The following is a 23225-nucleotide window of genomic DNA, read 5'->3' on the forward strand; positions in this document are numbered from 1 at the left end:
ATAACCATAATGGAATGGATTATTCACAAAATTGTAATGACTATTGCTTGTCAATGTAAGCGATTGGTGCAATTCGGGTAAAAATGCACAAGCCGCAAGGGGGCGGCAAAGGGAGGCAATTTACAGTGTCGAAAATTTCAATGCGTGCCGGTTTGTTGATCGGCTGTTCCATCATCGTGTCCACACCATCGTTCGCGCAATCTGCGGGCCAACCGGAAGCAGAAGCCGAAACGACCGAAGCAATCGTGGTCGTCGGTAGCCGCATCGAAGGCTCAAAAATCGCGGAAACCCTTCCGGTTTCGGTGCTGAGCGAAGACCGCATCGCCGCCACGGGAAGCGTTTCTGGTGACGATCTCTTCCGTTCCATTCCGCAAGCAGGTGATGTCCAGTTCCAAGAGGCCCGGACGACCGGCAACCTCAACGATGCGCGCGGCGACAATGCCTCGATCAACCTGCGCAGTGTCGGCACCGGCAACACGTTGGTTCTGGTCAACGGACGTCGCATGATTTTGACGCCGGGCACGCAGACCGAGAATTTTGTTCCGGTACAGACGGCCAACACGAACTCGCTTCCCGTTGGCGCGACGCGCCGGATCGAAGTTTTGCGCGACGGTGCGGCTGCTGTGTATGGCGCGGATGCCGTGGCCGGTGTGGTCAACGTCGTCACGGACGATAGATATGAAGGACTGCGTTTTGACACGCGTTACGGCTCTGCTGACGGAACGAATGAAAAAACCGGCGCAATCAAGGCTGGTTTCAAAACCAAGTCCGGCGGGCGATTTACATTTTTTGGCAGCCTGACAAAGCGGACGCCTTTATTCGCAAGCGAACGGCCATTTTCGGCAAGTGAAAACCATATGCCAAAGCTGGTCGGGACGCCTTGGGAAGCCGATACCGGCTTCGACAACCGTTCAACGTCATCGCCGTGGGGCGCGTTTACGGTAACGGCCGTTCCGTCGCCCACCATTCGTCAAGGCACATCGACGACAGCATTGACGACGTCGGGCGTTTTCCACATCGAACCGATCGCAAATACTGCAGCTGGCTGTTCAAGCGCCGTTTTCAACGGCAATCTCTGCCTACGCAGCGGTGGCATTACCGGTGCGACCAGCCGTGTGCTGCGTTATGATGAAAACCCCGATCGTACGATCCGCGGCGGTCTTGACCGCATCAATCTTTTCAGCACCTTCCGTCAGGACATCGGATCGGTCGAACTTTTTGGTGAACTCGGCTATTATAATGCCAAGCTTGAAGGACAGCGTGAACAATCCGCGCCGATTTCCAGTGCAGTCATTACGGTCCCGACCACCAATTATTACAATCCCTTTGGTCCAACCACGTTCAACGGCGTAGACAATCCAAATCGTTTGGCCGGATTGGTCGGCGTGCCAACGACTGGGCTTGCACTGCGTATCACAAACTATCGCCCAGTGGACACCGGTCCGCGGACGTTCGTCGTAACCGACGACAGCATCCGCTCGCTGATCGGCGTGCGCGGAGAGTGGGGCAATTTCAAATGGGATTCGGCGGCCTCTTATTCTTGGGCGCGCACCGACGATCACACAAAAAATGCGGTCAGCAACACGCTGTTTCAGGCCGCGCTCGCTCGGTCGACCCCCGATGCGTACAACCCGTTCAATGGTGGCAATCAACGCGATTTTTCGATCGGTGATGGCACCCCGAACAGTGCGGCCACCATTCAGTCCTTCTTGGTCGATGTGCACCGCATCAGCACGACATCGCTTGGCACATGGGATTTCCGCATTTCCAACAGCGATATCTTTAGCCTGCCTGCCGGTGGCGTAGGCTTCGCCAGTGGTCTCGAAGCGCGGCGCGAAACCTATTCAGATAACCGGGATAACCGTCTGGATGGCACCACGACGTACACAGACAGCGTTTCGGGTATTCGCTATGGCACCGACATCATGGGCGCCAGCCCTGCGCCCGATGTAAAGGCGCGTCGTACCGTAGTGTCGGCATATGCCGAACTCGCCGTGCCGTTGATTTCGGACGATATGGAAATACCGCTGATCCAATCCATTGATCTGCAAGTTGCGGCCCGCGATGAACATTATTCCGACTTTGGAAATGTGTTCAAGACCAAGGTTGCCGGTGCATGGACCGTGATGGATGGCATCAAACTCCGTTCGGCATGGTCACAAAATTTCCGCGCACCCAACCTTGCGCAATTTTATAGCGCTGGAACACAGGTCGCAAATACGCGTACTGACTTTGCTGCTTGCCGCCTGAACCCGTTGACAACCTGTAGCGGTATTAGCACGCTTGAAGTGCGTTCAGGCAATCAGAACCTGACACCAGAAAATGGGGAAACCTTGTCGGCGGGTATCATTATCCAGCCTTTCCGTAACCTCACTTTCACGGCGGATTATTGGTCATTGCGTTCGAAGGGCGTCATCGGCCTGCAAGGCGCGCAAAACCAGATTTTGTTCGATCTTCTCGAACGGCTGGGCGGGCGCAGCAACCCGAATGTCGTGCGTCTGGCGCCGGTTGGTACGCAAGTGATCGGCACCATCGATTATGTTAAGGATGATTATTTCAACCTTGGACTGCGCGAGTTGGAAGGCCTGGATTTCGGCGTCAGCTATGATGTGCGCAATACATTATTGGGCAGTTTCAACATCGACCTCAACGCGTCCAAGCTGCTGACATATGAACAATCCGCATCTGAACTGCAGGCACAATTGATCGCGGCAAACGCGGCCGGAACATTGGGAACGGGCGTGACGATTACGCAAGCCGGAAGCCAGATTCAGGTCAACGGTAATCCCGAGTGGCGCATGAGCGGAAACCTGACCTGGAAATCAGGCCCCGTCAGTGCGGGCGTCTTGGTCAATTATGTCGGCGCTGTTTTCGACACGGGAACGATTAAGGTAGCCGATCAGTTTTTCAAGTTAGACAGCGTGACCACGGTCAACACCTATGTGCAATATCGCGCGGGTGAGGATCAGGGGGCATTTTCGGGCACACGGTTCCGCGTAGGCGCGCGTAACTTGTTCGATAAGCAGCCTCCGCTTGCATCGACGAACTATGGCTTCCTGGGATCGTTGCACGATGCCGTCGGCCGGTTTGTCTATTTTGAGCTGTCGAAAGAGTTTTGATTAAGCGGTCTGACTGCTTGGTCGGAAGCGGCGCAGAAATTGCACCGCTTCCGGCCAAGCGTCGCCGAAAATGAACATCATCGATGTCTCCAAAAAATTGTTTTCTGCCCGCTTGATGGTGCTGTCCGTGTTGCCGGGATTGCCGAATTGGGCGTCAGAAACACTCGGGTCGATCAACGCCAGCTTGTGCCGTTGCTATCGACCGCAGCGGGCGTTCTGCCCGCGCCGCTGATTATGCGGCATCATATCAGGGCTGGACCGGTATTCACCCCATAACGGCCAACGTGCTTCCCATTATCAGGACCATTGCGCCAAGGGTTACAATCAACGTAGGACATGGCATGTTGATTTGGACATATGCGATGGGATCGGCCGAACGGGCTGCGCGATTGCTGGGAGGAGTTTGATGATGAAGTTTATCGGAAAATGGTCACGTGCGGGCGTCCTATTGCTGTCCATGGTCGCGTTGACGGCATCCCCAGTCGTTGCGCAGAAGAAACAGCTGCTCGAATATCCCAGCATCCATTCCCCCGTCGTTGGCGAACAGGGCATGGTGGTGTCACAAAATGCAATCGCGTCAGAAGTCGGCGCGGACATATTACGCGGTGGCGGTAATGCGGTGGACGCCGCTGTTGCCATTGGCTTTGCTCTGGCGGTCACGCTCCCGCGCGCGGGCAATATCGGTGGCGATGGCTTCATGCTGGTGCATGATGCCAAGAGCGGGGAGCAAGTCTTTTTCGATTTCCGTTCGGTCGCACCAAAGGCCGCAACCCTTGCGATGTTCTTGGATAACCAGGGCCAAGAATCGCAAATCGCCAGTCGTGGTTATTTGGCCCCGTCGGTCCCCGGAACGGTTGCAGGCCTATATATGGCGCATAAAAAATATGGCAAAATGCGCTGGGCAGACGTTGTTGCGCCCGCAATCGCTTTGGCCCGCGACGGCGTGATCCTGACGCCGGACGAAGCCTTTGTGTTTGGTTGGGGAAAAGAGCGCCTGTCGACCAGCACGGCTGCCAAGGCCGCTTATTACAAGCCTGACGGCGCGTTGTATCGGGCAGGGGAAAGGCTGAAGCAGCCAGACCTTGCATGGACGCTGACGCAGATTGCAAAGCGCGGGGCGGACGGTTTTTATAAGGGTCCGGTGGCGGATCGATTTGCCGCCGACATGAAAGCCAATGGCGGATTGATCACCACAGAAGATTTGGCAGCCTATCGCGCGATTGAGCGTAAGCCATTGCGCGGGACATATCGTGGCCTTGATATCGTAACGGCGCCACCAGCCAGCGCAGGCGGTGCGACGTTGCTCAATATGCTCAACATCGTTGAGAATTTTGACCTGAAACAAAACGGCGTCGGTGCAGCCAAGTCGCTGCATATCATGGCCGAGGCGATGAAGTTGGGATATGCGGATCGCTATGCTGTTTTGGGCGATACCGATTTCGTCACGACGCCGATCAAGGGTTTCATTTCAAAAAGCTACGCCCTGTCACGCGCCAAGCTCATCGACCCCGACAAAGCCAAGCCGGTTGCGCAAATGGGTGTGGGGGATCCATTGAAATATGAAAGCCCGTCGACCACCCATTTCTCGGTTGCGGACGCGCAAGGCAATGTGGTGTCAACGACCTACACCTTGGGCGCCGATTTCGGTTCGGGCGTGATGATCTCCGGAACGGGCGTGCTGCTGAACAATCAAATGAATAACTTCTCGCACGCACAGGCGGCAAAAGCGCTGCGTGAAGGCTTGCCACCCCCCCTGAATGCCATGGCTCCGGGGAAACGGATGCTGTCGACGATGATGCCGACAATTGTGATGAAAAATGGTAAGCCTTGGCTCATAACCGGCACGCCGGGCGGCAGCACGATCATCAATACGGTCATGCAAGTGATCGTCAACGTCGTCGATTTCAATCTCAATGTCGAAGAGGCCACCCATCAGCCCCGCATTTATCAGGACACCAGCGATAAACTGCGCGTTGAACCAAATTTCAATGCCGATACGGTGCGTGTTTTGCAGAGCTTAGGGCACACCATCACTTCTGACGAAACGATGGGCAGTGCGCAATCCATCATGATCGAGAATGGTCTATTTTTAGGTGCCGCAGACCCTAGACGCCCCGGCGCGCAGGCCATTCCGCCCGAACGGAGGCAGCCGCGTTGAACGCAATGTCACGGTTTTGTTGAACGGGTGTTTTGAATTTCAAAAACGAACAGTAATCCATGGCGAAGCGCAGATTTTCTATGGGAGTGGAGAAGAACATAATGGATAACGACATTTTCGAACAATTCACGGAACAGCTGCGACGTTATATTTGCGAACGGCTGATCCCCGCGGAAAAGGAAGTGCTCGAAACGGAAATGATTTCTGAAGCGATCATGGCCGAAATGCGTGACCTTGGGTTGTTCGGGTTGACGGTTCCCGAAGAATATGGCGGCGCTGGCATGAATATTCAGCAATATATCCGCACCATGCGTGAATTCAGCTACGCGGCACCATGCTTTCGCTCTGTGACGTCAATCAATGTCGGGATGGTGTGTTCCGCGTTCAAAAATGGCGGGACGGATGCGCAAAAGGCGGAATGGCTGCCGCGTTTGGCGGCTGGCGAAATTGCGTCCTTTGGTCTGACAGAGCCCGGTTCCGGATCCGACTCTGCGGCGATGCAGACCACAGCGGTGAAGTCAGGCAATGGCTGGGTATTGAACGGTACAAAACGGTACATCACCAATGCGCCATTCGCGAATGTCGCGTTGATCATGGCGCGGACAAGCAAGGAAGCCTTACCCAAAAACGCGCATGTCTCTGCTTTTATCGTCCCCATGGACACCGCTGGCATCACCGTGGGTAAGTCCGACAAGAAAATGGGGCAGGCCGGTAGCCATATCGCCGATATCATCATGGAAGATGTGAAGCTGCCTGCGGACGCCATATTGGGTGGTGAAGAGGGCAAGGGCTTTGCCTTTGCCATGAAGAGCCTCGACAACGGACGCATGTCGGTTGGCGCAGCGGCAACGGGCTATGCGCGGCGTGCACTCGACAGCGCGCTGCGTTACGCCAATGAGCGCAAGGCATTTGGCGAACCGATTGCCAATTTCCAGCTTATCCAACAAATGCTCGCCGATAGTGAGATCGAGATTTACGCAGCGGAATGCATGTTGGATGACGCTGCCCGCCGTGCCGATGCCGGTGAGAATGTGCTGCGCAAAGCAGCGGCGGCCAAGGTGTTCGCGTCCGAAATGTGTGGGCGCGTGGTTGACCGCGTGGTGCAGATTTACGGCGGTGCGGGATATTTGGCGGAATATGATGCGGAACGTTTCTACCGTGACGCACGCATTTACCGGATTTATGAAGGTACAACGCAAATCCTGCAGCTTCAAATTGCCAAGCATATGCTGCGTGAATGGGCAGCTCAGGCCTGATGCATGTATAATTTGCTCGATGGTCTCAAGATTATCGAGGCGTCGTCCTTTGTGGCGTCGCCGACAGCTGGCCTATATTGCGCGCAATTCGGGGCAGAGGTGATCCGTGTCGATCAGGTGGGTGGCGGCCCGGATTACCATCGCTGGCCAGTGACTGAGGCGAATGACTCGCTCTATTGGGAAAATCTAAACCGCGCGAAAAAATCAGTCGCGCTTGATCTCTCCAGCCCGCAGGGGCGCGAGTTGTTGCAGGAACTGGTGCGGGCCACCGGTCAGTTCATCACCAATTTTCCCGCAGATGGTTTTCTTTCGCACGCAAAATTGGCGGAAGGACGCGCCGATCTCGTGACGGTCCGGGTCATGGGCTGGGCCGACGGAGCGCCTGCGCTGGATTACACGGTGAATAATGCGGTTGGCTATCCCATGATGACCGGGGCTGGCCCGGAACCTGTCAATCATGTGTTGCCCGCTTGGGATGTCATCAGCGGCGCTTATGCGGCATTTGCAATGTTGGCGGCCATTCGTAGGCGGGAACAGACCGGCGAAGGCAGTGAGGTTCGCATTCCCCTGTCAGACGTCGCCATAGGCACAGTTGCCAATCTGGGCGGTGTCGCAGAGGTGTTGCATAATAATGCCAATCGCCCTCGGCTCGGCAACGCGGTCTATGGATTGTTTGGGCGCGATTTTGTGACCAAAGACAATGTGCGCACGATGGTGGTCGTTGTGACCCACCGCCAATGGGCGAACCTTGTTGGTGCGCTTGGTTTGACGGCGCAGGTGGAGGCAATAGAGGCCGAGCGCGGCGTGAGCTTTGGCAAAGACGATGGTCTTCGCTTTCAGCACCGCGATGCGCTCTATCCTTTGTTTGAACGGGCAATTGGTTCGCTCGATCATGCGATGATGGCTTCAACGCTTGATGAGGCCGGAATTGTGCATTCGGCCTATCGAACTATGTTGGACGCTGCGCATGACCCACGCTTGGTCGGCAATAACCCGATGTTTAGCGACTTTGACGCCAATCCATCAGGCTTCAATTATCCCGCTGCTGGCGCGTTTGGCACTATTCCCCAATTGCAGCGTGGCGACGCAAAGGCGGCCCCGCGCAATGGGGAGCATAGCGAGGAAATTCTAAGCAGCATGCTTCACCTATCCTCGGGTGAAATTGCCCGCCTTATCGACTCTGGAACTGTAGGAATTGCCCAATGACCAAACTTCGCCGTGCAGCCATCGTCGCCCCTATTCGCACGCCCGTCGGCAAATTTGGCGGTGCGCTCTCGTCCTTAAATGCAGGTGAGTTGGGTGGCATCATCTTGAAAGCGCTTGTGGAGCGGACGAAGATTGATCCGTCCCGCGTGGACGATGTTGTGTTCGCGCAAGGATATGGCAGCGGAGAGGCCCCATGCATCGGGCATTGGTCATGGCTGGCCGCTGGCTTGCCGATTGAAGTGCCCGGCTACCAGATCGACCGTCGTTGCGGTTCCGGGCTTCAGGCGATTGTGAATGCCGCGATGATGGTGCAAACCGGGGTGAGCGACATGGTGGTCGCGGGTGGATGTGAAAGCATGTCCAACGTCGAACATTACACCACCGACATCCGCAAAGGTGTTCGGGCAGGCAATCTGACCTTGCATGACCGGTTGACCCGTGGACGGGTGATGAGCCAACCGGTTGAACGCTTTGGCGTGATTTCGGGGATGATTGAAACCGCCGAAAATCTGGCCAAAGACCATGATATCAGCCGCGAAGCGTGTGACGCATATGCGGCCCGATCGCACCAGCGCGCAGCGGCGGCATGGGCAAATGGCTTGTTTGACGATGAATTGGTGCCCGTCAGCATCGCGCAACGAAAAGGCGATCCAATCGTCTTTGATCATGATGAAGGCTATCGCGCCGACGCGACGCTTGAGACAATGGCTGCGTTACGCCCGCTGGAAGGCGGCGTGGTCACTGCGGGCAATGCCAGCCAACAAAATGACGCTGCAGCCGCATGCCTTGTCGTTGCAGAGGACAAGCTTGAAGAGCTTGGTTTGGAACCCATAGCCTATTTCCACAGCTGGGCCGCAGCCGGTTGCGAGCCATCACGCATGGGCTTTGGTCCCGTTCCAGCAACAGAGCGGCTCTTTGCGCGCAATGGCCTTTCTTGGGATGACATCGGTCTGATTGAATTGAACGAAGCCTTTGCGCCGCAAGTGCTCGCCTGTCTCAAAGGCTGGGGCTGGTCGGATGATGACAGTCGCCATGACATGCTGAACGTCAACGGTTCCGGTATTTCGCTTGGCCACCCAATCGGCGCAACCGGCGGCCGTATATTGGCGAACCTGACGCGCGAAATGCAGCGGCGTGACGTGCGCTATGGACTGGAAACAATGTGCATTGGCGGTGGTCAAGGCATAGCGGCGGTGTTTGAGCGCGCATGAGTTTTGCGGCTGCTCTCGAAGCTGCTGAGGGCTACCGCGATGCGGCGAAGGCGGCGCTGTCCGACCGGGTAAAAGAGCGGTCGATCGACGCCGACCAACGTGCGGCACACGGCTTTTCGTGGATTGCGACAAGCGTGGCTGCGCTCGCGGCAGTGGCCGGTTGGCTTCGCCTACATAATAATGGAACCGAACTTGATCGACAGGTTGCGACGCTGATTTTTGCCGAAACGCTGGGGCAATTGACCGGCGGATTGCCGATGGGACAGAATGAAATATTCCGTCCCGTTGATCTTGGCATGTCGCAACAGGCGGCACTGTTGGCCGCACGTTGCGAAGATCTATTGGGTGCAGATCATGCTGCGCTACGCGCCGATGTTGCGCAGGCGCTGGCGTCAGGAGCGATGCCGAGCGAAAGCCTGCATGATGCAGAGCTTGATGCCATTCGCGATCAATATCGCCGCTTTACGAACAGCGAGATTTTGCCGCACGCGCATCGCTGGCATCTGGCCAATGATTTGATCCCCGATGACACGATTTCGGCAATGGCGGCGCTTGGTACTTTCGGCGTGTGTATTCCTGCCGAATATGGCGGGCTTGGTTTATCCAAGCTGGTCATGTGCGTTATAACCGAAGAGCTGTCGCGTGGCTGGATTGGCGCGGGTTCGCTGAGCACGCGGTCTGAAATCGCCGGTGAATTGATTTCCATGGGCGGCACTGAAACGCAAAAGGCGCATTGGCTGCCGAAAATTGCCAGCGGAGAAATTTTACCGACCGCCGTGTTTACGGAGCCTGACACAGGGTCTGACCTCGGCGCGTTGCAAACCCGCGCGCAACGGACCGCTAACGGATGGACGATCGATGGGGCCAAAACATGGATTACGCATGGCAGCCGTTCCGATCTGATGACGATGCTGGTGCGCACTGTGCCCGATGCGAAAGGCTATGCCGGGTTGTCGATGTTGCTCGTCCCCAAACCGCGCGGAATGGATATCGACCCGTTCCCAGCAACGGGCATGTCCGGCAGCGAGATCGAGGTGCTCGGTTATCGCGGCATGCGCGAATATGCGTTGCAATTCGATGGCATGGTTGCCCCTGATGACGCTTTGTTGGGCGGCGAAGAGGGGCAGGGGTTCAAGCAGTTGATGCGCACATTTGAAGGCGCACGTATCCAGACCGCAGCCCGCGCCGTGGGTGTTGCCAAACGCGCATTAGAGCTTGGCCTCGATTATGCCGTCAACCGCAAGCAGTTTGGCAAAGCGATCATCGGGTTCCCGCGTGTCGCCGACAAAATCGCCATGAGCGTGGCCGATTTCGTGATGACCCGTGAACTGACTTACGCTGCTGCCCGCGCCAAGGATTCCGGAAAACGCTGCGATATTGAGGCGGGCATGGCGAAGCTGCTGGCGGCCCGTGCGGCATGGAGCAATGCCGATGCGAGCTTACAAATTCATGGCGGCAATGGCTATGCGTTGGAATATGAAATCAGCCGCGTTTTGTGCGACGCGCGCATATTGAATATCTTCGAAGGTGCCGCAGAAATTCAGGCGCAGGTGATCGCCAAGGGTTTGATGGGAGGCGTAAACTGATGGGCGTTTGGGACGCATGGATTGGGCGTGAGGAGGTGCGGACAGACAGGGTCGACAGTGGGCTGGCGGCACGATGGCTTTCCACCCTTGACCGGGATGCACCGAGCGATGGCAATGTGCCGCAGGGGTTGCACTGGTGCCTGTGTGTGCCCGACGCACCAACGGCAAAGCTTGGGCCCGATGGGCATCCGTTGCGCGATGATAGCGCGGGGAGTTTTCTTCCTCCCATAGCCTTGCCACGCCGGATGTGGGCATCCAGCAAAGTAGAATTTCTTGCACCCTTGCGGGTTGGCGCGGTCGTCACGCGGACGTCGCGCATATCGTCCATCTCCGAAAAGTCGGGCAATTCCGGCCAACTGGTTTTTGTCGATGTCGCGCATGAAACCTCCACTGAACATGGATTGGCTGTGCGCGAAGTGCAAAGCATCGTGTATCGCGAAGCCTTAGGGCTAGAAACGCCGCTATCGCCGCCGGTGGAAAGCGCGTGCAGCTTTGACGCAAATGGCTGGGAGGGTCAGCGCGATGTTGTGCCAAATGAGCCGTTGTTATTCCGCTTCTCCGCGCTCACGTTCAACAGCCACCGGATCCATTATGACCTGCCATATGCCCGCGATGAAGAACGCTATCGCGGGCTTGTGGTCCATGGTCCGCTGACAGCGAGTTTGCTATTGGACCTCGCCCGCCGGGCGTTGGGGGACAACGCATTGGCCAGTTTCGCATTTCGGGGTGTATCTCCCGCGATCTGCGGAGAGGCTTTGCATCTCGTGATGCGCGGATCAGGCAACGATATTGAACTAGCCGCCTTTGCAGGCGATGGACGACAGATCATGGCCGCTTCGGCGCAAGGACATATTTGAAATGACAGAGGGTGAAAATACCGCCGAAATCCGCCGCTCCGTTCAGGCATTATGCGCCGATTTTCCGGGTGCATATTGGCGGGGAAAGGACAGCGCGCGCGCCTATCCGGGCGAATTTGTGGATGCGCTGACCAAGGCAGGGTTCCTCGCGGCGTTGATACCGGAAGCTTACGGTGGGTCAGGACTCACACTCTCTGACGCGGCCATTATCATGGAGGAAATTCAGGCCTCAGGCTGCAACGGCGCTTCGGCCCATGCCCAGATGTACATCATGAACACGCTGCTGAAATATGGCAGCGAAGCACAGAAGCAGGAATATCTGCCACGTATCGCGACAGGCGAGCTGCGCCTGCAGGCCTTTGGTGTTTCTGAACCGACCAGCGGCACCGACACGCTTTCCTTGCGGACGGTGGCTGTGCGGGACGGTGACGAATATGTCATCAATGGGCAGAAGATTTGGACCAGTCGTGCCGAATATTCCGACCTGATGATGTTGCTGGCACGGACAACCCCGCGTGAAGAAGTCGCAAGTAAGACCGAAGGGCTTTCCATCTTCTTGGTCGATATGCGCAAGGTGGTCGGAAACGGTATGACCATCAAGCCAATCCGCACGATGATGAACCATTCAACGACCGAAGTCTTCTTTGACGATATGCGCATCCCCGCGTCGGCCTTGGTCGGCGAAGAAGGCAAGGGTTTCCGTTACATTCTGTCAGGCATGAATGCCGAGCGTATCCTCATTGCCGCTGAATGTATTGGCGACGCCAAATGGTTTATCAAAAAAGCCAGCGATTATGCCAGCGAGCGCAACGTCTTTGGCCGCGCCATTGGCCAGAACCAAGGCGTGCAGTTCCCGATCGCGCGCTGCTACGCCCAAATGTGCGCAGCAGAATTGATGGTGCATCATGCAGCGCGGGTATTTGACGCTGGCGGTAACCCGGGCGCGGAGGCGAATATGGCCAAACTTCTGGCGTCAGAAGCCAGCTGGGCCGCCGCGGACATGTGCGTCCAAACGCACGGTGGCTTTGGCTTTGCTGAAGAATATGACGTCGAACGTAAGTTCCGCGAAGCACGCCTTTACACCGTGGCCCCGATCAGCACCAACCTGATCCTGAGCTATCTTGCCGAGCATGTTCTCGGCCTTCCGCGCAGCTATTGATTGAAATGATGTATGACATGAAAATCAACAGCACAGCTGCCGCATTAGTCAATAAAGGCCCAATGGATGAATTTTGAACTCGCCGAAGAACATCGGATGTTAAAGGATCTGGTCCGCAAATTTGTGGACTCCCAACTGGTGCCGCTCGAAGGAGAGGTTCTGGCGCGCGATACTGCAGGCAAGGGCAGTTATCTGACCAAGGATGAACAGGCCAAGGTTGATGCCGTCTCGAAAGACCTTGGTCTGTGGGGGCTGGATGCACCTGAAGAAGTCGGCGGCATGAATTTGCCGATGGTGGCGATGGTTGGGGTCGGTGAGGAATTAGGCCGGACCGCGACGCCATATACATTGCCGCCAGACTCTCCGAATTTGCGTATGATGATGGCCGCTGCGGACGAAAAGCAACGCGAACATTATCTTGCGCCTTATGTGCGTGGTGAAACCATTTCTGCCATTGGCATTTCGGAGCCTGGTGCTGGTGCTGACCCGCAATTGATGAAAACCACCGCCGTCCACGATGGCGACGACTGGGTCATTAACGGCCGCAAAATCTGGATTACCAAAGCGGATGAAGCCGATTTCACGATCTTGATGGCGGTAACCGACAAGAATGCCAATGGACGCAATGGCATGTCGGCATTTTTGGTGGACCGCGATACGCCCGGGTTCAACGTGTTACGTAAAATCCCGATGATTGACGGCACCGCGACCTATGAAATCGCGCTTGACGATTGCCGTGTTCCGGGCTGGAAATTGCTCGGGACGCGCGGGCAGGGTTTTCTGCCCATGCAGGTGCGGCTTGGCACGCGGCGTATTGAAATGGCGTCCTGGTCGATCGGCATGGCGCAGCGCGCATTGGATATGATGATTGAATATGCGCCACAGCGCGTCACATTTGGGAAACCTTTGTCTTCACGCCAGACGGTTCAAAATTGGATCGCCGATGCCGCCACGCGCATTCATGCCATGCGTTTGATGACCTATGACTGCGCGTGGAAAATCGATGAAGGGCGCGACACGCGGCAGGAAATTTCGATGATCAAATCCTATTGTACCGAAGCGGCATATGACATTGTCGATCATGCGATGCAGATGTTCGGTGGTATGGGCATGACACGTGAAATGCCGCTATATTTGCTTTCAAACAAGCTACGCACGATGCGGATTTACGATGGACCCAGCGAGATCCACAATTGGGTCGTCGCCCGTGATTTGCTCGGGACCCGTGAGTGACCGAGGTGCCCGCGAACAGGCAACGCAACGTCGCCCGATAATTACTATGTGATTGCTGGAAATTGAATATGCTGGGACTTGCACCGGCATCGACATTTAAGTCTTTTGGAAAAGTGGTGCCGGCTACAAGGTTCGAACTCGTGACCCCCTGATTACAAATCAGGTGCTCTACCAACTGAGCTAAGCCGGCACTGTGGCGCCCATTGCCTCAAATGATACCAAAGGTCCAGCCCTCAGTTGCAGCTATTTCGCAATTTAATGCAGCTGGCGTCCAAAATTGTGGATTTGACGCGGTTTTGCGCAGCCATGCGGCGGTGAGCAGGGCATCTGTCGCATGGTCTGTGTAGCGTTCCAGCGGTGTGTGGGGCAGAGAATCCAACGCACTAAGAGCATCGTCCAGCCCTTTTGCGTCGCGAATCTTGCTGCGGCCTTTGGCAACACCTGCAGCGCGTGCAGCGATTGTTGTATATATTTCCACCACCACAGGGCCGCGTTCGGGCATAGGGTCAAATGGCCATATCGCGACATGGTCGCGGACATGGTTGAGAAAGCGCATGCCGGCAAAGCTGGCCTTTGCGACTTGTGACGCGCCGATGGCGTCGAACACGGTCGAGATCTTCCCGCTGCTGTGCTTGTTCAACAACTCGCATTGCCGCCAATGTAAGAATGTCGATTTTACGCCATCGGCAGCACCGAAGTAAAAATGACGGCGATGGTGTTTTTCAAGGAATGAGGCTGCGCCCAAATCGGGATCGTCGCAGATGTCGTCAACATAGGCCCAAAAAGGCTTGGCAGATGTGGGCAATGCATCGCCGGGTAAATAGCTGCCGCGCGCAATCATGGGGGGCGCGAAGCTGAAGTCGAAACCAATCAGCAAATCATCATCTTGCGCCAGCAGCCAATCGGCAACCGCCTGACGCGACCAAATGCCGGAAGGTGCAGGAATAAGGCGCGGGGCTTCATTGCCGGCTTCGCAGACGGCAAGGGCGATACCGGGATGGCGACTGCCCTTCGCCCCCGACCAATCGGCACAGGCAAAACGCGTAAAGGGCCGCATCAGGCGTTTGGGCAGTGGGTTGCGGTCATGCTGCGTCGGGATCGGCTTTGCGGGCGCGCAGACGGTCCCAATATTGCAGCCGTTCTATGATCTTGCGTTCAAAGCCACGTTCGACGGGTTGATAGAGCTGCGTCGGCGGAACTTGGTCCGGCCAGTAATTGGCGCCGGAAAATCCGTCTGCGCTGTCATGGTCATACGCATATCCTGCGCCATAGCCGATGTCTTTCATCAGCTTGGTTGGTGCGTTCAATATGTGCGCGGGCGGCATTAACGACCCAGTGTCGCGTGCCAGCTTCCACGCGGATTTTTGCGCTTTATACGCAGCGTTCGATTTTGGAGCGGTCGCAAGATAGAGACACGCCTGGACAATGGCGACTTCGCCTTCGGGGCTACCCAGAAATTCATAGGCGTCCTTTGCCGCGAGACATTGGACGAGCGCTTGCGGGTCGGCGAGGCCGATATCTTCGCTGGCGAAACGGACGAGGCGGCGCAGGACATATAAGGGCTCTTCGCCCGCCACCAACATCCGCGCCATCCAATAGAGCGCAGCTTGTGGGTCAGAGCCACGCAAGCTTTTGTGCAGCGCGGATATCAGATTGTAATGGCCTTCGCGGTCTTTGTCATAGACCGGCATCCGCCGCTGCAGCAGCGCGGCCATCGCGGCCGGGTCGAGCGGGTTTTCGATCGTGATGGAAAACAGCGTCTCGGCCTGATTAAGCAGGAAGCGACCATCGCCATCTGCGCTCGATATCAGCGCAGATTTGGCATCGGCCGTGACGGGCAGGGCGCGCTCCATGATATCTTCTGCGCGCGCGAGCAATGTTGCCAAGGCGGCGTCATCAAGGCGGTGGAGCACCATGACCTGCGAACGCGATAGCAATGCGGCGTTTAGTTCGAACGACGGGTTTTCCGTGGTGGCGCCAACGAGCGTGACGAGGCCGCTTTCGACAAAGGGCAAAAATCCGTCTTGCTGCGCGCGGTTGAAACGGTGGATTTCGTCCACGAACAATAAGGTTTGCTTGCCGGTTCGTGCCATCGTCTCGGCTTCGGCAAACGCCTTTTTGAGGTCCGCAACGCCGGAGAAGACGGCGGAGATCGGCTTATAATGCATGTTGACGGCATCCGCCAGCAAACGCGCAATGCTCGTCTTGCCAGTGCCTGGCGGGCCCCAGAGGATCATGGACGACAATTTGCCCGCGGCCACCATCCGGCCAATCGCGCCCTCTGGTCCTGTCAGATGCTCCTGACCAATGACCTCACTCAGCTGCGCAGGACGAAGCTTATCTGCCAGTGGCGCTGTTTTTGGCAGCGTCTCTGTTTGTGCGGGTTCGTCGTGAAAAAGGTCGCTCATGCGTATTGGGATCCGGTACCGAGCAGCCTGCCTAACACACGCATCCCGTCAGCGCGCAGCAATAGCACGCGCAGCCCGTTGACGGATGAGGCGCAGGTACGTGTCTGCAACGGTCTGGTTGATCGCATCCCAGCTGTAGTCGAGCGATCTGCGCTCGCCTATATTGCCATGTTCGGCGCGCAGGTCCGTATTTACGCAATAGGCCTGCAGCGCGTCAGCAAACTGGTTGATTGCGCCCGGCGTTATAAGGCGTCCCGACACTTTGTCTTCGACCAGGCTTTGGCTGCCCGTTGCTTTTGCGGCGACGACGGGCAGCCCGCAGGCCATTGATTCCAGCGTTACGTTGCCAAATGCTTCCGTGACCGACGGGTTGAAAAACATATCCATGCTCGCGACGGCCCGTCCGAGATCCGCGCCAACCTGAAATCCGGCAAATTTGGCATCGGGTATCCGCGATTCGAACCACGCACGTGCGGGGCCATCTCCTATCACCAAAACCTGATGCGGGACGTTACGTCGTTTGAGTTGGTCAATGGTGTCCGAAAAGACATCAAGACCCTTTTCCATCACCAGACGGCCCAGAAACCCGATGACAGGGGTGTCGTCGGATATGCCCAGTCCGCGCCGCCATTCCATGTCACGGCGCCCTGGATTGAATATCTCCCTGTCGACACCACGCGACCAGATGTCGATGTCGTAGTTCATCCGCTGTTCGCGCAAGACTTGGGCGAAGCTTTCGGACGGTGCAACCAACGCGTCGCATTTGCGATACAGGCGGCGGATCCATGCTTCGACGACCGGCTCGATGAATGACATGTTATAGTAACGGAAATAGGTTTCAAAACGGGTGTGCACCGAACACAGAACAGGCAGGTTCTGCTTTTTTGCCCATTTGACGGCCTTGCGTGAAACACGGTCAGGGCTTGCGATGTGGACAATATTTGGATTGAACGCCTCAAGATCACGTCGAACGCTGCGCGATAACGACAATGGTATGCGATATTCGGGACGAAAGGGTATGGCCATCGAAGGCACGGACACCAGATCGCCCGTTGCTTCAAACGCGGGATTTTCCACTGTCGGCGAATAAATACGCACCGACGCGCCTTGGCATAAAAGATACCCCACCAGACGGTTGAGCGCCTGATTGGCGCCATCGCGTACATAATTATAATTGCCGCTGAAAAGCGCAATGCGAAGGTCGCTGGTGTGCATTGATGCGCTTTTATCGGTGGTAAAGCAAAATGCCAATGGGAATGCTGCATTTGGTGGGATATGTTGTCGCGATGATTTTAACCCAAGTCGACACCCTGCTGATTGGCGGCCCTAAACCCTTCCGCGTTGACGGCACGATGAGCGCCATGGCCCGCGCGCCTGTGAACCAGCCCGTGATGCTGGGTACACTGGGGTTTGAAGGCGATAAGGTGGCCGACCCAACGGTGCACGGCGGCGTTGATAAAGCGGTGCATTTTTATCCTGCCGAACATTATCCCAAATGGATTGCCCATTTTGCAGCGGAAGGTTTTACGAATCCCAAACTCGATTACGCTGGGGCCTTTGGCGAAAATATCAGCGCATCGGGGCTGACCGAGGACAAGCTGCGCATTGGTGACAGGTTCCGGCTGGGACAGGCCTTGGTTGAGGTTGCACAGGGCCGTCAGCCATGTTGGAAGCTCGATCATCATTTTGGCGTCCATGGCCTGTCCGGAATGGTCATCAGCTCAGGCCGCTGTGGCGGCTATTTCCGCGTTATTGAGGAAGGCGAAGTCGCACCGGGCGACCGTATAGAGCAGGCCGAGCAGGCGGGGCATGATTGGACCGTCGCTCGCACATTCCAACTGCTGATCGGCGGCGGGCATAAGATGGCGGGTGCGCTAACAGAATTGCAGGCGCTTACGCAGCTTGAAACATTGGCCGAATCCTGGCGCCTGCGCGCCGCGAAACTCGCCGCGCAGCTTTAACGGCGGTTTATTCGTCTATTTCTTCCGGTTCGGGCGATGGTGCGAATAACCGGATGCGCGTGACCCGTTTTTCGTCCGCTTCCAATATTTCGAGTTTCCATCCGCTGGCTTCATGTGTCAGCATTTGGCCGACATCGGGAACTTGCCCGGCAATAACAAACGCGAGCCCGCCCAGCGTGTCGACATCTTCTTCGACTTCGGACAATTTAGGGTCAATGGCCTCAGCCAGATCGTCAAGCTCAGCGCGCGCATCGGCCTCCCACATGACGGGGCTTAACTGCGCGAACATGGCTTCGGGTTCTTCGTCATGCTCATCTTCGATTTCACCGACGATTTCTTCAACAAGGTCTTCAATCGTCACCAGGCCTTCGGTGCCTGAATATTCGTCGAGAACGATGGCCAAGTGCGTGCGCGTCCGGCGCATTTCGTCGAGCAACGCGAGAACACTCATATTCTGCGGGACGAAGCGCGGCTGACGAATAAAGGCTTCCAAGCTTTCGGGAGGCTGTTCACCCGATGCAAGAACGGCGAACACGTCCTTGATATGGATCATGCCGATGATGCTATCCAACGTCTCCCGATAGACGGGCAAGCGGCTGTGCCCATGTTCGGCGAAGGCAGCGATGCAATCAGCAAAGCCAGCGCTTTCGTCAATCGCGACAATATCGCTGCGCGGCACCATGACATCGTCGACCCGGTGCTCGCTAAAATGCAGAAGGTTGCGCAGCATAGTGCGTTCAACCGCGGTCAGGTCGCCGTCATTGTCCGATTGGTCATTATCGTCGCTATCTTCTTCGTGCTCAGCAATTGCTTCTTCAAGCTGCTCGCGCAAAGTTGGCTCGTGATCGCGGCCAAAAAACATCGTTTTCAGCCGCTGCCATATTCGTCCGTCGTTATCGTCGTCGGTTGCGGTTCTTGAACCGCTAAAACTGTCACCCTCGGGCATAATGGAAGCGTATTGGCCTCTTTTTGGTTGAATTATGCGTCATATGGATTGTGAAGCCCCATGGATGCAAGCGCTTTTACTTCTAACGCCTCCATGGCTTCGGCCTCTTCGTCGTCAACATGGTCATGGCCAAGCAAATGCAACATGCCGTGGATCACCAAATGTGTGGCATGGTCCGCGACGGAAATTTGCTTTTCCTCCGCTTCTGCAGCGCAGGTTTCATATGCCAAGATGATGTCACCCAGCATGATTTCGGGCGCGTTATAGGTCCCGTCCAGCAATGCGTCGATTTCGTCATCGTCGAGCATGGGGAACGACAGGACGTTGGTTGGCTTGTCCTTTTCGCGCCATTCACGGTTCAGTGCATGCACCTCTGCATCGTCGGACAATTTGACGCTGACGCTCATCGGGACGACCGGGTCGGCCAGTTCAGGTATCGCGGCAAAACGGACAGCCGCATCGACTGCCTTTTCAACTTCACTTTGCCCGAAATTGCTGCTGCCCCATGGCAAGCCGATGTCTAATTCGACGTCAATCACGCCCGCCCTCATAGGCATCGACGATCCGTCCGACCAAGGGATGGCGGACGACGTCGCTGCTATTGAAGCGGATGGTTTGAATGCCATCGACCCCTTCAAGACGTTGAACCGCGTCATTCAGGCCCGACATCCGTTCACCACCGGGGATATCAACCTGATGCGGGTCTCCGCAAATGACCATGCGGCTGTTCATGCCAAAACGGGTCAGGAACATCTTCATTTGCGCGGCAGTTGTGTTCTGGGCTTCGTCGAGAATGATGAAGGCATCGGCCAATGTACGGCCGCGCATGAAGGCGATAGGGGCGATTTCGATTTCACCGGACGCAATGCGGCGCTCGACCTGTTCGGCTGGCAGGCAGTCGTACAAAGCATCGTAAATGGGGCGCAGATAGGGATCGACCTTTTCCTTCATATCGCCCGGCAAAAAGCCAAGCCGCTCACCCGCTTCGACTGCTGGACGCGAGAGGATGAGGCGTTGCACGGCACCGGTGATCAGCATCGCCACAGCCTGCGCAACTGCCAGATAGGTTTTTCCGGTTCCTGCTGGCCCAAGTGCGAAGATAATCTCGTCGCGCGCCAATGCCTCCATATAGGGGATTTGCGTGGCGGAACGCGGCACTAGGGTTTTCTTGCGCGTGCGGATCATGATGCCGGGGGCGGCATTGTCTTCCTTGCGCAATATGCCTTCCAGCGTGGGTTCGGCGGTCATTGCGATAATCGACTGCACGGCTTCGGAATCCATTTCTTGTCCGCGTGAAATGCGCGAATAAATATCGTTGAGAACATCGCGTGTCCGACCAATCGCGCCAGCTTCACCTTCGATTTGGACGCGATTGCCGCGGGCCGAGATATAAACGCCAAGCCTGTTTTCAATTGTCACCAGGTTGCGATCAAATTCGCCAAATACCGCATTGATAAGATGTGGCTTGTCGAAGCTCATTTCCAGCCGGGACAGGTCACCGGCTTGCGCTTGGGCTTTTTTGGCCATTCAGGCGGCTGCTCTCATCGTTGGTTCACCTTTTAAGCTAAGGGGGCCAGAATCGGTAATCTGAACGCTAACAATATTGCCGATAGAAAGGTCCGGCGCAAGGACATGAACCGACTGCAGCCACGGTGATTTGCCAATCAATTGGCCATCAAATTTGCCCGGCCGTTCGAGAAGAACATCGCAGGTTTTGCCAACGGTATTTCGGTTGAACGCGGTTTGATCTGCGACGATTTGCGCCTGCAACCGCTGGAGCCGTTCGTCCATGATTTCCATGGGTATCTGGTCAGCCATATCGGCGGCGGGCGTGCCGGGACGCGGGCTATATTTGAATGAATATGCCTGCGCATGCCCGACTTCACGCACAAGGCGCATGGTGTCTTCGAAGTCGCCTTCGGTCTCGCCCGGAAAGCCGACGATGAAATCACCCGAAAAGGCGATGTCAGGCCGAACGGTGCGCACGCGGTCCAAAATGCGCAGATAGCTGTCGCGGCTGTGGCTGCGGTTCATTGCCTTTAATATGCGGTCCGAACCCGATTGTACGGGCAGGTGCAGGAACGGCATCAGCTTTTCGACATCGCCATGCGCAGCAATCAGCCCCTCGGTCATGTCGTTCGGGTGGCTCGTCATATAGCGGATGCGGCGCAGGCCGGGAATTTTGTCGAGCGCGCGGATGAGGCCATCGAGACCCTGCAACTGGCCTTTGTCGTCTTCACCGTCCCAAGCGTTGACGTTTTGGCCCAACAAAGTGATTTCTGCGGCCCCCGCGTCAACGATAGCCTTTGCCTCGTCAATCAATTCGCTCCAGCCGCGCGAAATCTCCGCGCCGCGCGTGTAAGGCACAACGCAATAGGTGCAGAATTTGTCGCAGCCTTCCTGAACCGTCAAAAACGCAGACGGCGCTTGCTTGCGGCGTGCCGGAAGTTTGCCGAATTTGTCGAGACCGGGCAGGTCAAGGTCGACCACGCGTTCACCGCGTCCGACCGCGGCAACCATCTCGGGCAAATTATGATAGGCTTGCGGGCCGACAACGATGTCCACTTCGGGCGCTCTGCGGCTAATCTCGCCGCCTTCGGCCTGCGCAACGCATCCGGCCACGGCAATGACTGGGCTGCTGCCGTCCTTGCGACGCAAGCGGCCGATTTCAGAATAGACCTTCTCTGCCGCTTTTTCGCGAATGTGGCAGGTGTTGAGCACGACAAGATCGGCATGTGCCTTTTCATCGGCCGGCGTCATGCCTTGGCTTTCGAACATTTCGGCCATGCGTTCGCCATCATAGACGTTCATCTGGCAGCCGTAATTTTTGATCGAATAGGTTTTGGGAGAATCCGTGCTCATAGCGCGCGTCTATACATAGCGCCGTGCACCCCCGCCACCCTCCATCGCTGCACCTATGCGCGCACGCACTTCAGCGGAAATCGCTTTGCGGTCGGGGTAGTGCAGAGGATCAAACGGCTCCAGAAAATGCAGGGTCGCCGTAATCGGTTTCAGATAGGACAAAAGCCGCCAGAAATTCTCGGTCACTTTTTCATCGCCGACCCACGCCACACGCGGGGTATGGTGCCCGTAGCTTAGAAATACCGGCTGAACGAGCATGCCGGATGGTGGCGGAACAAGTGCGGCAAATAAAGATGGTTTGAACGGCAAAAGGCCCGAACCGTCATGGGTTGTGCCTTCCGGGAATATCGTAACCGGTTGATCGCCGGTCATTGCCGCGCGCAGATCTTCCACCTGATTTCCGACGCTGGCGCGGTTTTCGCGGTTCACAAAGATGGTATTGTTGATCTTGCAAAGCCACCCAATCAATGGCCAGCCCTCAATCCCGTCATTGGCGACAAAGGTGCAACCGGTAACACCCGACATCACGGGAATGTCGATCCAGCTATGATGGTTGGCGGCGTAAAACACATTCGCGCGCACCCGGTGTCCCGTCGTGGCGGTTGCAATACCGCTGGTCCAGCTGATCGACAGAAGAAACAGGCGCGGCCACGGCGATGGCCGTTTGAGAAGCCGCCAGAGATTGTGGAGGAGCAAGCTCGTGACCAAGCTGGCGGCCATCAGCAGCAGCCGGGCGGTAAACAAAAACTGGCCAGCTAAAAATGCAGCAGGGTTGCGGCGTTTAATCCTTGCGGTCGATGGCGACGCCATAGAGTTCCATACGATGGTCAACGAGACGGTAGCCGAGGCGCTCTGCAATAATTTTCTGCAGCGCTTCCAGCTCGGGGTCGACGAATTCGACAACTTTGCCGGTTTCGACGTCGATGAGGTGATCGTGATGCGCCTCTGGCGACGCTTCATAACGCGCGCGCCCGTCCCCAAAATCGTGGCGGTCCAATATGCCCGCTTCTTCGAACAACCGGACAGTCCGATATACGGTGGCGATCGAAATCTTGGGATCGATGGCTGACGAACGGCGATAGAGCTCTTCCACATCAGGATGGTCCGTCGCATCCGAAATGACGCGCGCTATGACGCGGCGTTGGTCGGTAATACGCAGGCCGCGTTCGTTACACAAAGCTTCAATGTCGATTTTAATGTCCATCGCGATACACATTTAGTGCCGCGCCACGATTCGTCAAAGAAAAAGGCCGGAGAATGCTC

General features: G+C 56.5%; 19 protein-coding genes and 1 tRNA gene. 10 read left to right on the forward strand and 10 right to left on the reverse strand.

The features are described from left to right. Positions 1-125: 125 nt before the first annotated feature. The 9 genes from ACIQZK_RS04840 (at position 126) to ACIQZK_RS04880 (ending at position 13785) form a co-directional block, all read left to right on the forward strand. A complete protein-coding gene (locus ACIQZK_RS04840; protein ID WP_397575145.1) occupies positions 126-3119 on the forward strand; it encodes a TonB-dependent receptor domain-containing protein in 2994 nt (997 codons plus the stop codon). 406 nt (positions 3120-3525) lie between these two features. Then, the gene (gene ggt, locus ACIQZK_RS04845) at positions 3526-5277 is read left to right on the forward strand and encodes a gamma-glutamyltransferase (RefSeq protein ID WP_397575146.1); all 1752 of its coding nucleotides are present in this window, start codon (positions 3526-3528) and stop codon (positions 5275-5277) included. Positions 5278-5378: 101 nt separating this feature from the next. Next, positions 5379-6533, forward strand: a complete 1155-nt coding sequence (locus ACIQZK_RS04850; RefSeq protein ID WP_397575147.1) for an acyl-CoA dehydrogenase family protein — start codon at positions 5379-5381, stop codon at positions 6531-6533. Positions 6534-6536: 3 nt separating this feature from the next. Then, on the forward strand, positions 6537-7739 hold the full coding sequence (locus ACIQZK_RS04855; protein WP_397575148.1) for a CoA transferase: 1203 nt from the start codon (positions 6537-6539) through the stop codon (positions 7737-7739). Beyond that, the gene (locus tag ACIQZK_RS04860; protein WP_397575149.1) at positions 7736-8950 is read left to right on the forward strand and encodes an acetyl-CoA C-acetyltransferase; all 1215 of its coding nucleotides are present in this window, start codon (positions 7736-7738) and stop codon (positions 8948-8950) included. The genes ACIQZK_RS04855 and ACIQZK_RS04860 overlap by 4 nt, the downstream gene beginning before the upstream one ends. Further along, positions 8947-10536 carry an acyl-CoA dehydrogenase family protein gene (locus ACIQZK_RS04865; protein ID WP_397575150.1) on the forward strand — a complete coding sequence of 530 codons (1590 nt, stop codon included), beginning with the start codon at positions 8947-8949 and terminating at the stop codon, positions 10534-10536. The genes ACIQZK_RS04860 and ACIQZK_RS04865 overlap by 4 nt, the downstream gene beginning before the upstream one ends. Next, entirely contained in the window at positions 10536-11393 is an 858-nt protein-coding gene (locus tag ACIQZK_RS04870; RefSeq protein ID WP_397575151.1) for a MaoC family dehydratase N-terminal domain-containing protein, read from the forward strand. Before ACIQZK_RS04865 ends, ACIQZK_RS04870 begins: the two co-directional genes overlap by 1 nt. A gap of 1 nt (position 11394) precedes the next feature. Beyond that, positions 11395-12552, forward strand: coding sequence for an acyl-CoA dehydrogenase family protein (locus ACIQZK_RS04875; RefSeq protein WP_397575181.1), 1158 nt, complete (start codon positions 11395-11397; stop codon positions 12550-12552). A 66-nt stretch (positions 12553-12618) separates the two neighbouring features. Next, positions 12619-13785, forward strand: a complete 1167-nt coding sequence (locus ACIQZK_RS04880) for an acyl-CoA dehydrogenase family protein (protein WP_397575152.1) — start codon at positions 12619-12621, stop codon at positions 13783-13785. Positions 13786-13899: 114 nt separating this feature from the next. Here ACIQZK_RS04880 and ACIQZK_RS04885 read toward each other — a convergent pair. The 4 genes from ACIQZK_RS04885 to ACIQZK_RS04900 all read right to left on the reverse strand — a co-directional run bounded on the left by ACIQZK_RS04885 (position 13900) and on the right by ACIQZK_RS04900 (position 17408). Further along, positions 13900-13975: transfer RNA gene (locus ACIQZK_RS04885), tRNA-Thr, on the reverse strand. 18 nt (positions 13976-13993) lie between these two features. After that, positions 13994-14842 carry a hypothetical protein gene (locus tag ACIQZK_RS04890; RefSeq protein WP_397575153.1) on the reverse strand — a complete coding sequence of 283 codons (849 nt, stop codon included), beginning with the start codon at positions 14840-14842 and terminating at the stop codon, positions 13994-13996. A 25-nt stretch (positions 14843-14867) separates the two neighbouring features. Then, entirely contained in the window at positions 14868-16193 is a 1326-nt protein-coding gene (locus ACIQZK_RS04895) for a replication-associated recombination protein A (RefSeq protein ID WP_397575154.1), read from the reverse strand. Positions 16194-16241: 48 nt separating this feature from the next. Continuing rightward, positions 16242-17408 (reverse strand): glycosyltransferase family 4 protein, encoded by a 1167-nt coding sequence (locus tag ACIQZK_RS04900; protein ID WP_397575155.1) that lies wholly within the window; start codon positions 17406-17408, stop codon positions 16242-16244. Between the two features lie 35 nt (positions 17409-17443). Here ACIQZK_RS04900 and ACIQZK_RS04905 point away from each other — a divergent pair, with 35 nt between their 5' ends. Beyond that, positions 17444-18154, forward strand: coding sequence for an MOSC domain-containing protein (locus tag ACIQZK_RS04905; RefSeq protein ID WP_397575156.1), 711 nt, complete (start codon positions 17444-17446; stop codon positions 18152-18154). Positions 18155-18161: 7 nt separating this feature from the next. Here the strand turns inward: ACIQZK_RS04905 and ACIQZK_RS04910 are convergent, their stop codons facing one another. Genes ACIQZK_RS04910 through ACIQZK_RS04935 form a run of 6 tightly spaced genes read right to left on the reverse strand, consistent with a single transcriptional unit; the run spans position 18162 to position 23166 of the window. After that, on the reverse strand, positions 18162-19100 hold the full coding sequence (locus ACIQZK_RS04910; RefSeq protein ID WP_395635184.1) for a hemolysin family protein: 939 nt from the start codon (positions 19098-19100) through the stop codon (positions 18162-18164). A gap of 32 nt (positions 19101-19132) precedes the next feature. Continuing rightward, complete coding sequence (ybeY, locus tag ACIQZK_RS04915; protein WP_397575157.1) at positions 19133-19639, reverse strand: rRNA maturation RNase YbeY; 507 nt, start codon at positions 19637-19639, stop codon at positions 19133-19135. Continuing rightward, entirely contained in the window at positions 19632-20627 is a 996-nt protein-coding gene (locus tag ACIQZK_RS04920; protein WP_183940254.1) for a PhoH family protein, read from the reverse strand. Before ACIQZK_RS04920 ends, ybeY begins: the two co-directional genes overlap by 8 nt. After that, entirely contained in the window at positions 20628-21962 is a 1335-nt protein-coding gene (gene miaB, locus ACIQZK_RS04925) for a tRNA (N6-isopentenyl adenosine(37)-C2)-methylthiotransferase MiaB (RefSeq protein WP_397575158.1), read from the reverse strand. Positions 21963-21971: 9 nt separating this feature from the next. Further along, the gene (locus tag ACIQZK_RS04930; RefSeq protein WP_397575159.1) at positions 21972-22772 is read right to left on the reverse strand and encodes a lysophospholipid acyltransferase family protein; all 801 of its coding nucleotides are present in this window, start codon (positions 22770-22772) and stop codon (positions 21972-21974) included. Further along, positions 22744-23166 carry a Fur family transcriptional regulator gene (locus ACIQZK_RS04935; protein ID WP_295492172.1) on the reverse strand — a complete coding sequence of 141 codons (423 nt, stop codon included), beginning with the start codon at positions 23164-23166 and terminating at the stop codon, positions 22744-22746. The genes ACIQZK_RS04930 and ACIQZK_RS04935 overlap by 29 nt, the downstream gene beginning before the upstream one ends. Positions 23167-23225: the final 59 nt, after the last annotated feature.

The sequence above is a fragment of the Sphingorhabdus sp. genome (genome assembly GCF_044338195.1).
Classification (GTDB): Bacteria; Pseudomonadota; Alphaproteobacteria; order Sphingomonadales; family Sphingomonadaceae; genus Sphingorhabdus_B.

Excerpts from the sequence above, each read along its gene's own strand:
- ACIQZK_RS04860 (WP_397575149.1), top strand. The coding sequence starts at position 7,736 with ATGACCAAACTTCGCCGTGCAGCCATCGTCGCCCCTATTCGCACGCCC.
- ACIQZK_RS04935 (WP_295492172.1), bottom strand. The coding sequence starts at position 23,166 with ATGGACATTAAAATCGACATTGAAGCTTTGTGTAACGAACGCGGCCTG.
- ACIQZK_RS04870 (WP_397575151.1), top strand. The coding sequence starts at position 10,536 with ATGGGCGTTTGGGACGCATGGATTGGGCGTGAGGAGGTGCGGACAGAC.
- ACIQZK_RS04865 (WP_397575150.1), top strand. The coding sequence starts at position 8,947 with ATGAGTTTTGCGGCTGCTCTCGAAGCTGCTGAGGGCTACCGCGATGCG.
- ggt (WP_397575146.1), top strand. The coding sequence starts at position 3,526 with ATGATGAAGTTTATCGGAAAATGGTCACGTGCGGGCGTCCTATTGCTG.
- ACIQZK_RS04855 (WP_397575148.1), top strand. The coding sequence starts at position 6,537 with ATGTATAATTTGCTCGATGGTCTCAAGATTATCGAGGCGTCGTCCTTT.
- ACIQZK_RS04905 (WP_397575156.1), top strand. The coding sequence starts at position 17,444 with ATGGGAATGCTGCATTTGGTGGGATATGTTGTCGCGATGATTTTAACC.
- ACIQZK_RS04930 (WP_397575159.1), bottom strand. The coding sequence starts at position 22,772 with ATGGCGTCGCCATCGACCGCAAGGATTAAACGCCGCAACCCTGCTGCA.
- ACIQZK_RS04875 (WP_397575181.1), top strand. The coding sequence starts at position 11,395 with ATGACAGAGGGTGAAAATACCGCCGAAATCCGCCGCTCCGTTCAGGCA.
- ACIQZK_RS04895 (WP_397575154.1), bottom strand. The coding sequence starts at position 16,193 with ATGAGCGACCTTTTTCACGACGAACCCGCACAAACAGAGACGCTGCCA.
- ACIQZK_RS04920 (WP_183940254.1), bottom strand. The coding sequence starts at position 20,627 with ATGGCCAAAAAAGCCCAAGCGCAAGCCGGTGACCTGTCCCGGCTGGAA.
- ACIQZK_RS04850 (WP_397575147.1), top strand. The coding sequence starts at position 5,379 with ATGGATAACGACATTTTCGAACAATTCACGGAACAGCTGCGACGTTAT.
- miaB (WP_397575158.1), bottom strand. The coding sequence starts at position 21,962 with ATGAGCACGGATTCTCCCAAAACCTATTCGATCAAAAATTACGGCTGC.
- ACIQZK_RS04910 (WP_395635184.1), bottom strand. The coding sequence starts at position 19,100 with ATGCCCGAGGGTGACAGTTTTAGCGGTTCAAGAACCGCAACCGACGAC.
- ACIQZK_RS04900 (WP_397575155.1), bottom strand. The coding sequence starts at position 17,408 with ATGCACACCAGCGACCTTCGCATTGCGCTTTTCAGCGGCAATTATAAT.
- ACIQZK_RS04890 (WP_397575153.1), bottom strand. The coding sequence starts at position 14,842 with ATGCGGCCCTTTACGCGTTTTGCCTGTGCCGATTGGTCGGGGGCGAAG.
- ACIQZK_RS04880 (WP_397575152.1), top strand. The coding sequence starts at position 12,619 with ATGAATTTTGAACTCGCCGAAGAACATCGGATGTTAAAGGATCTGGTC.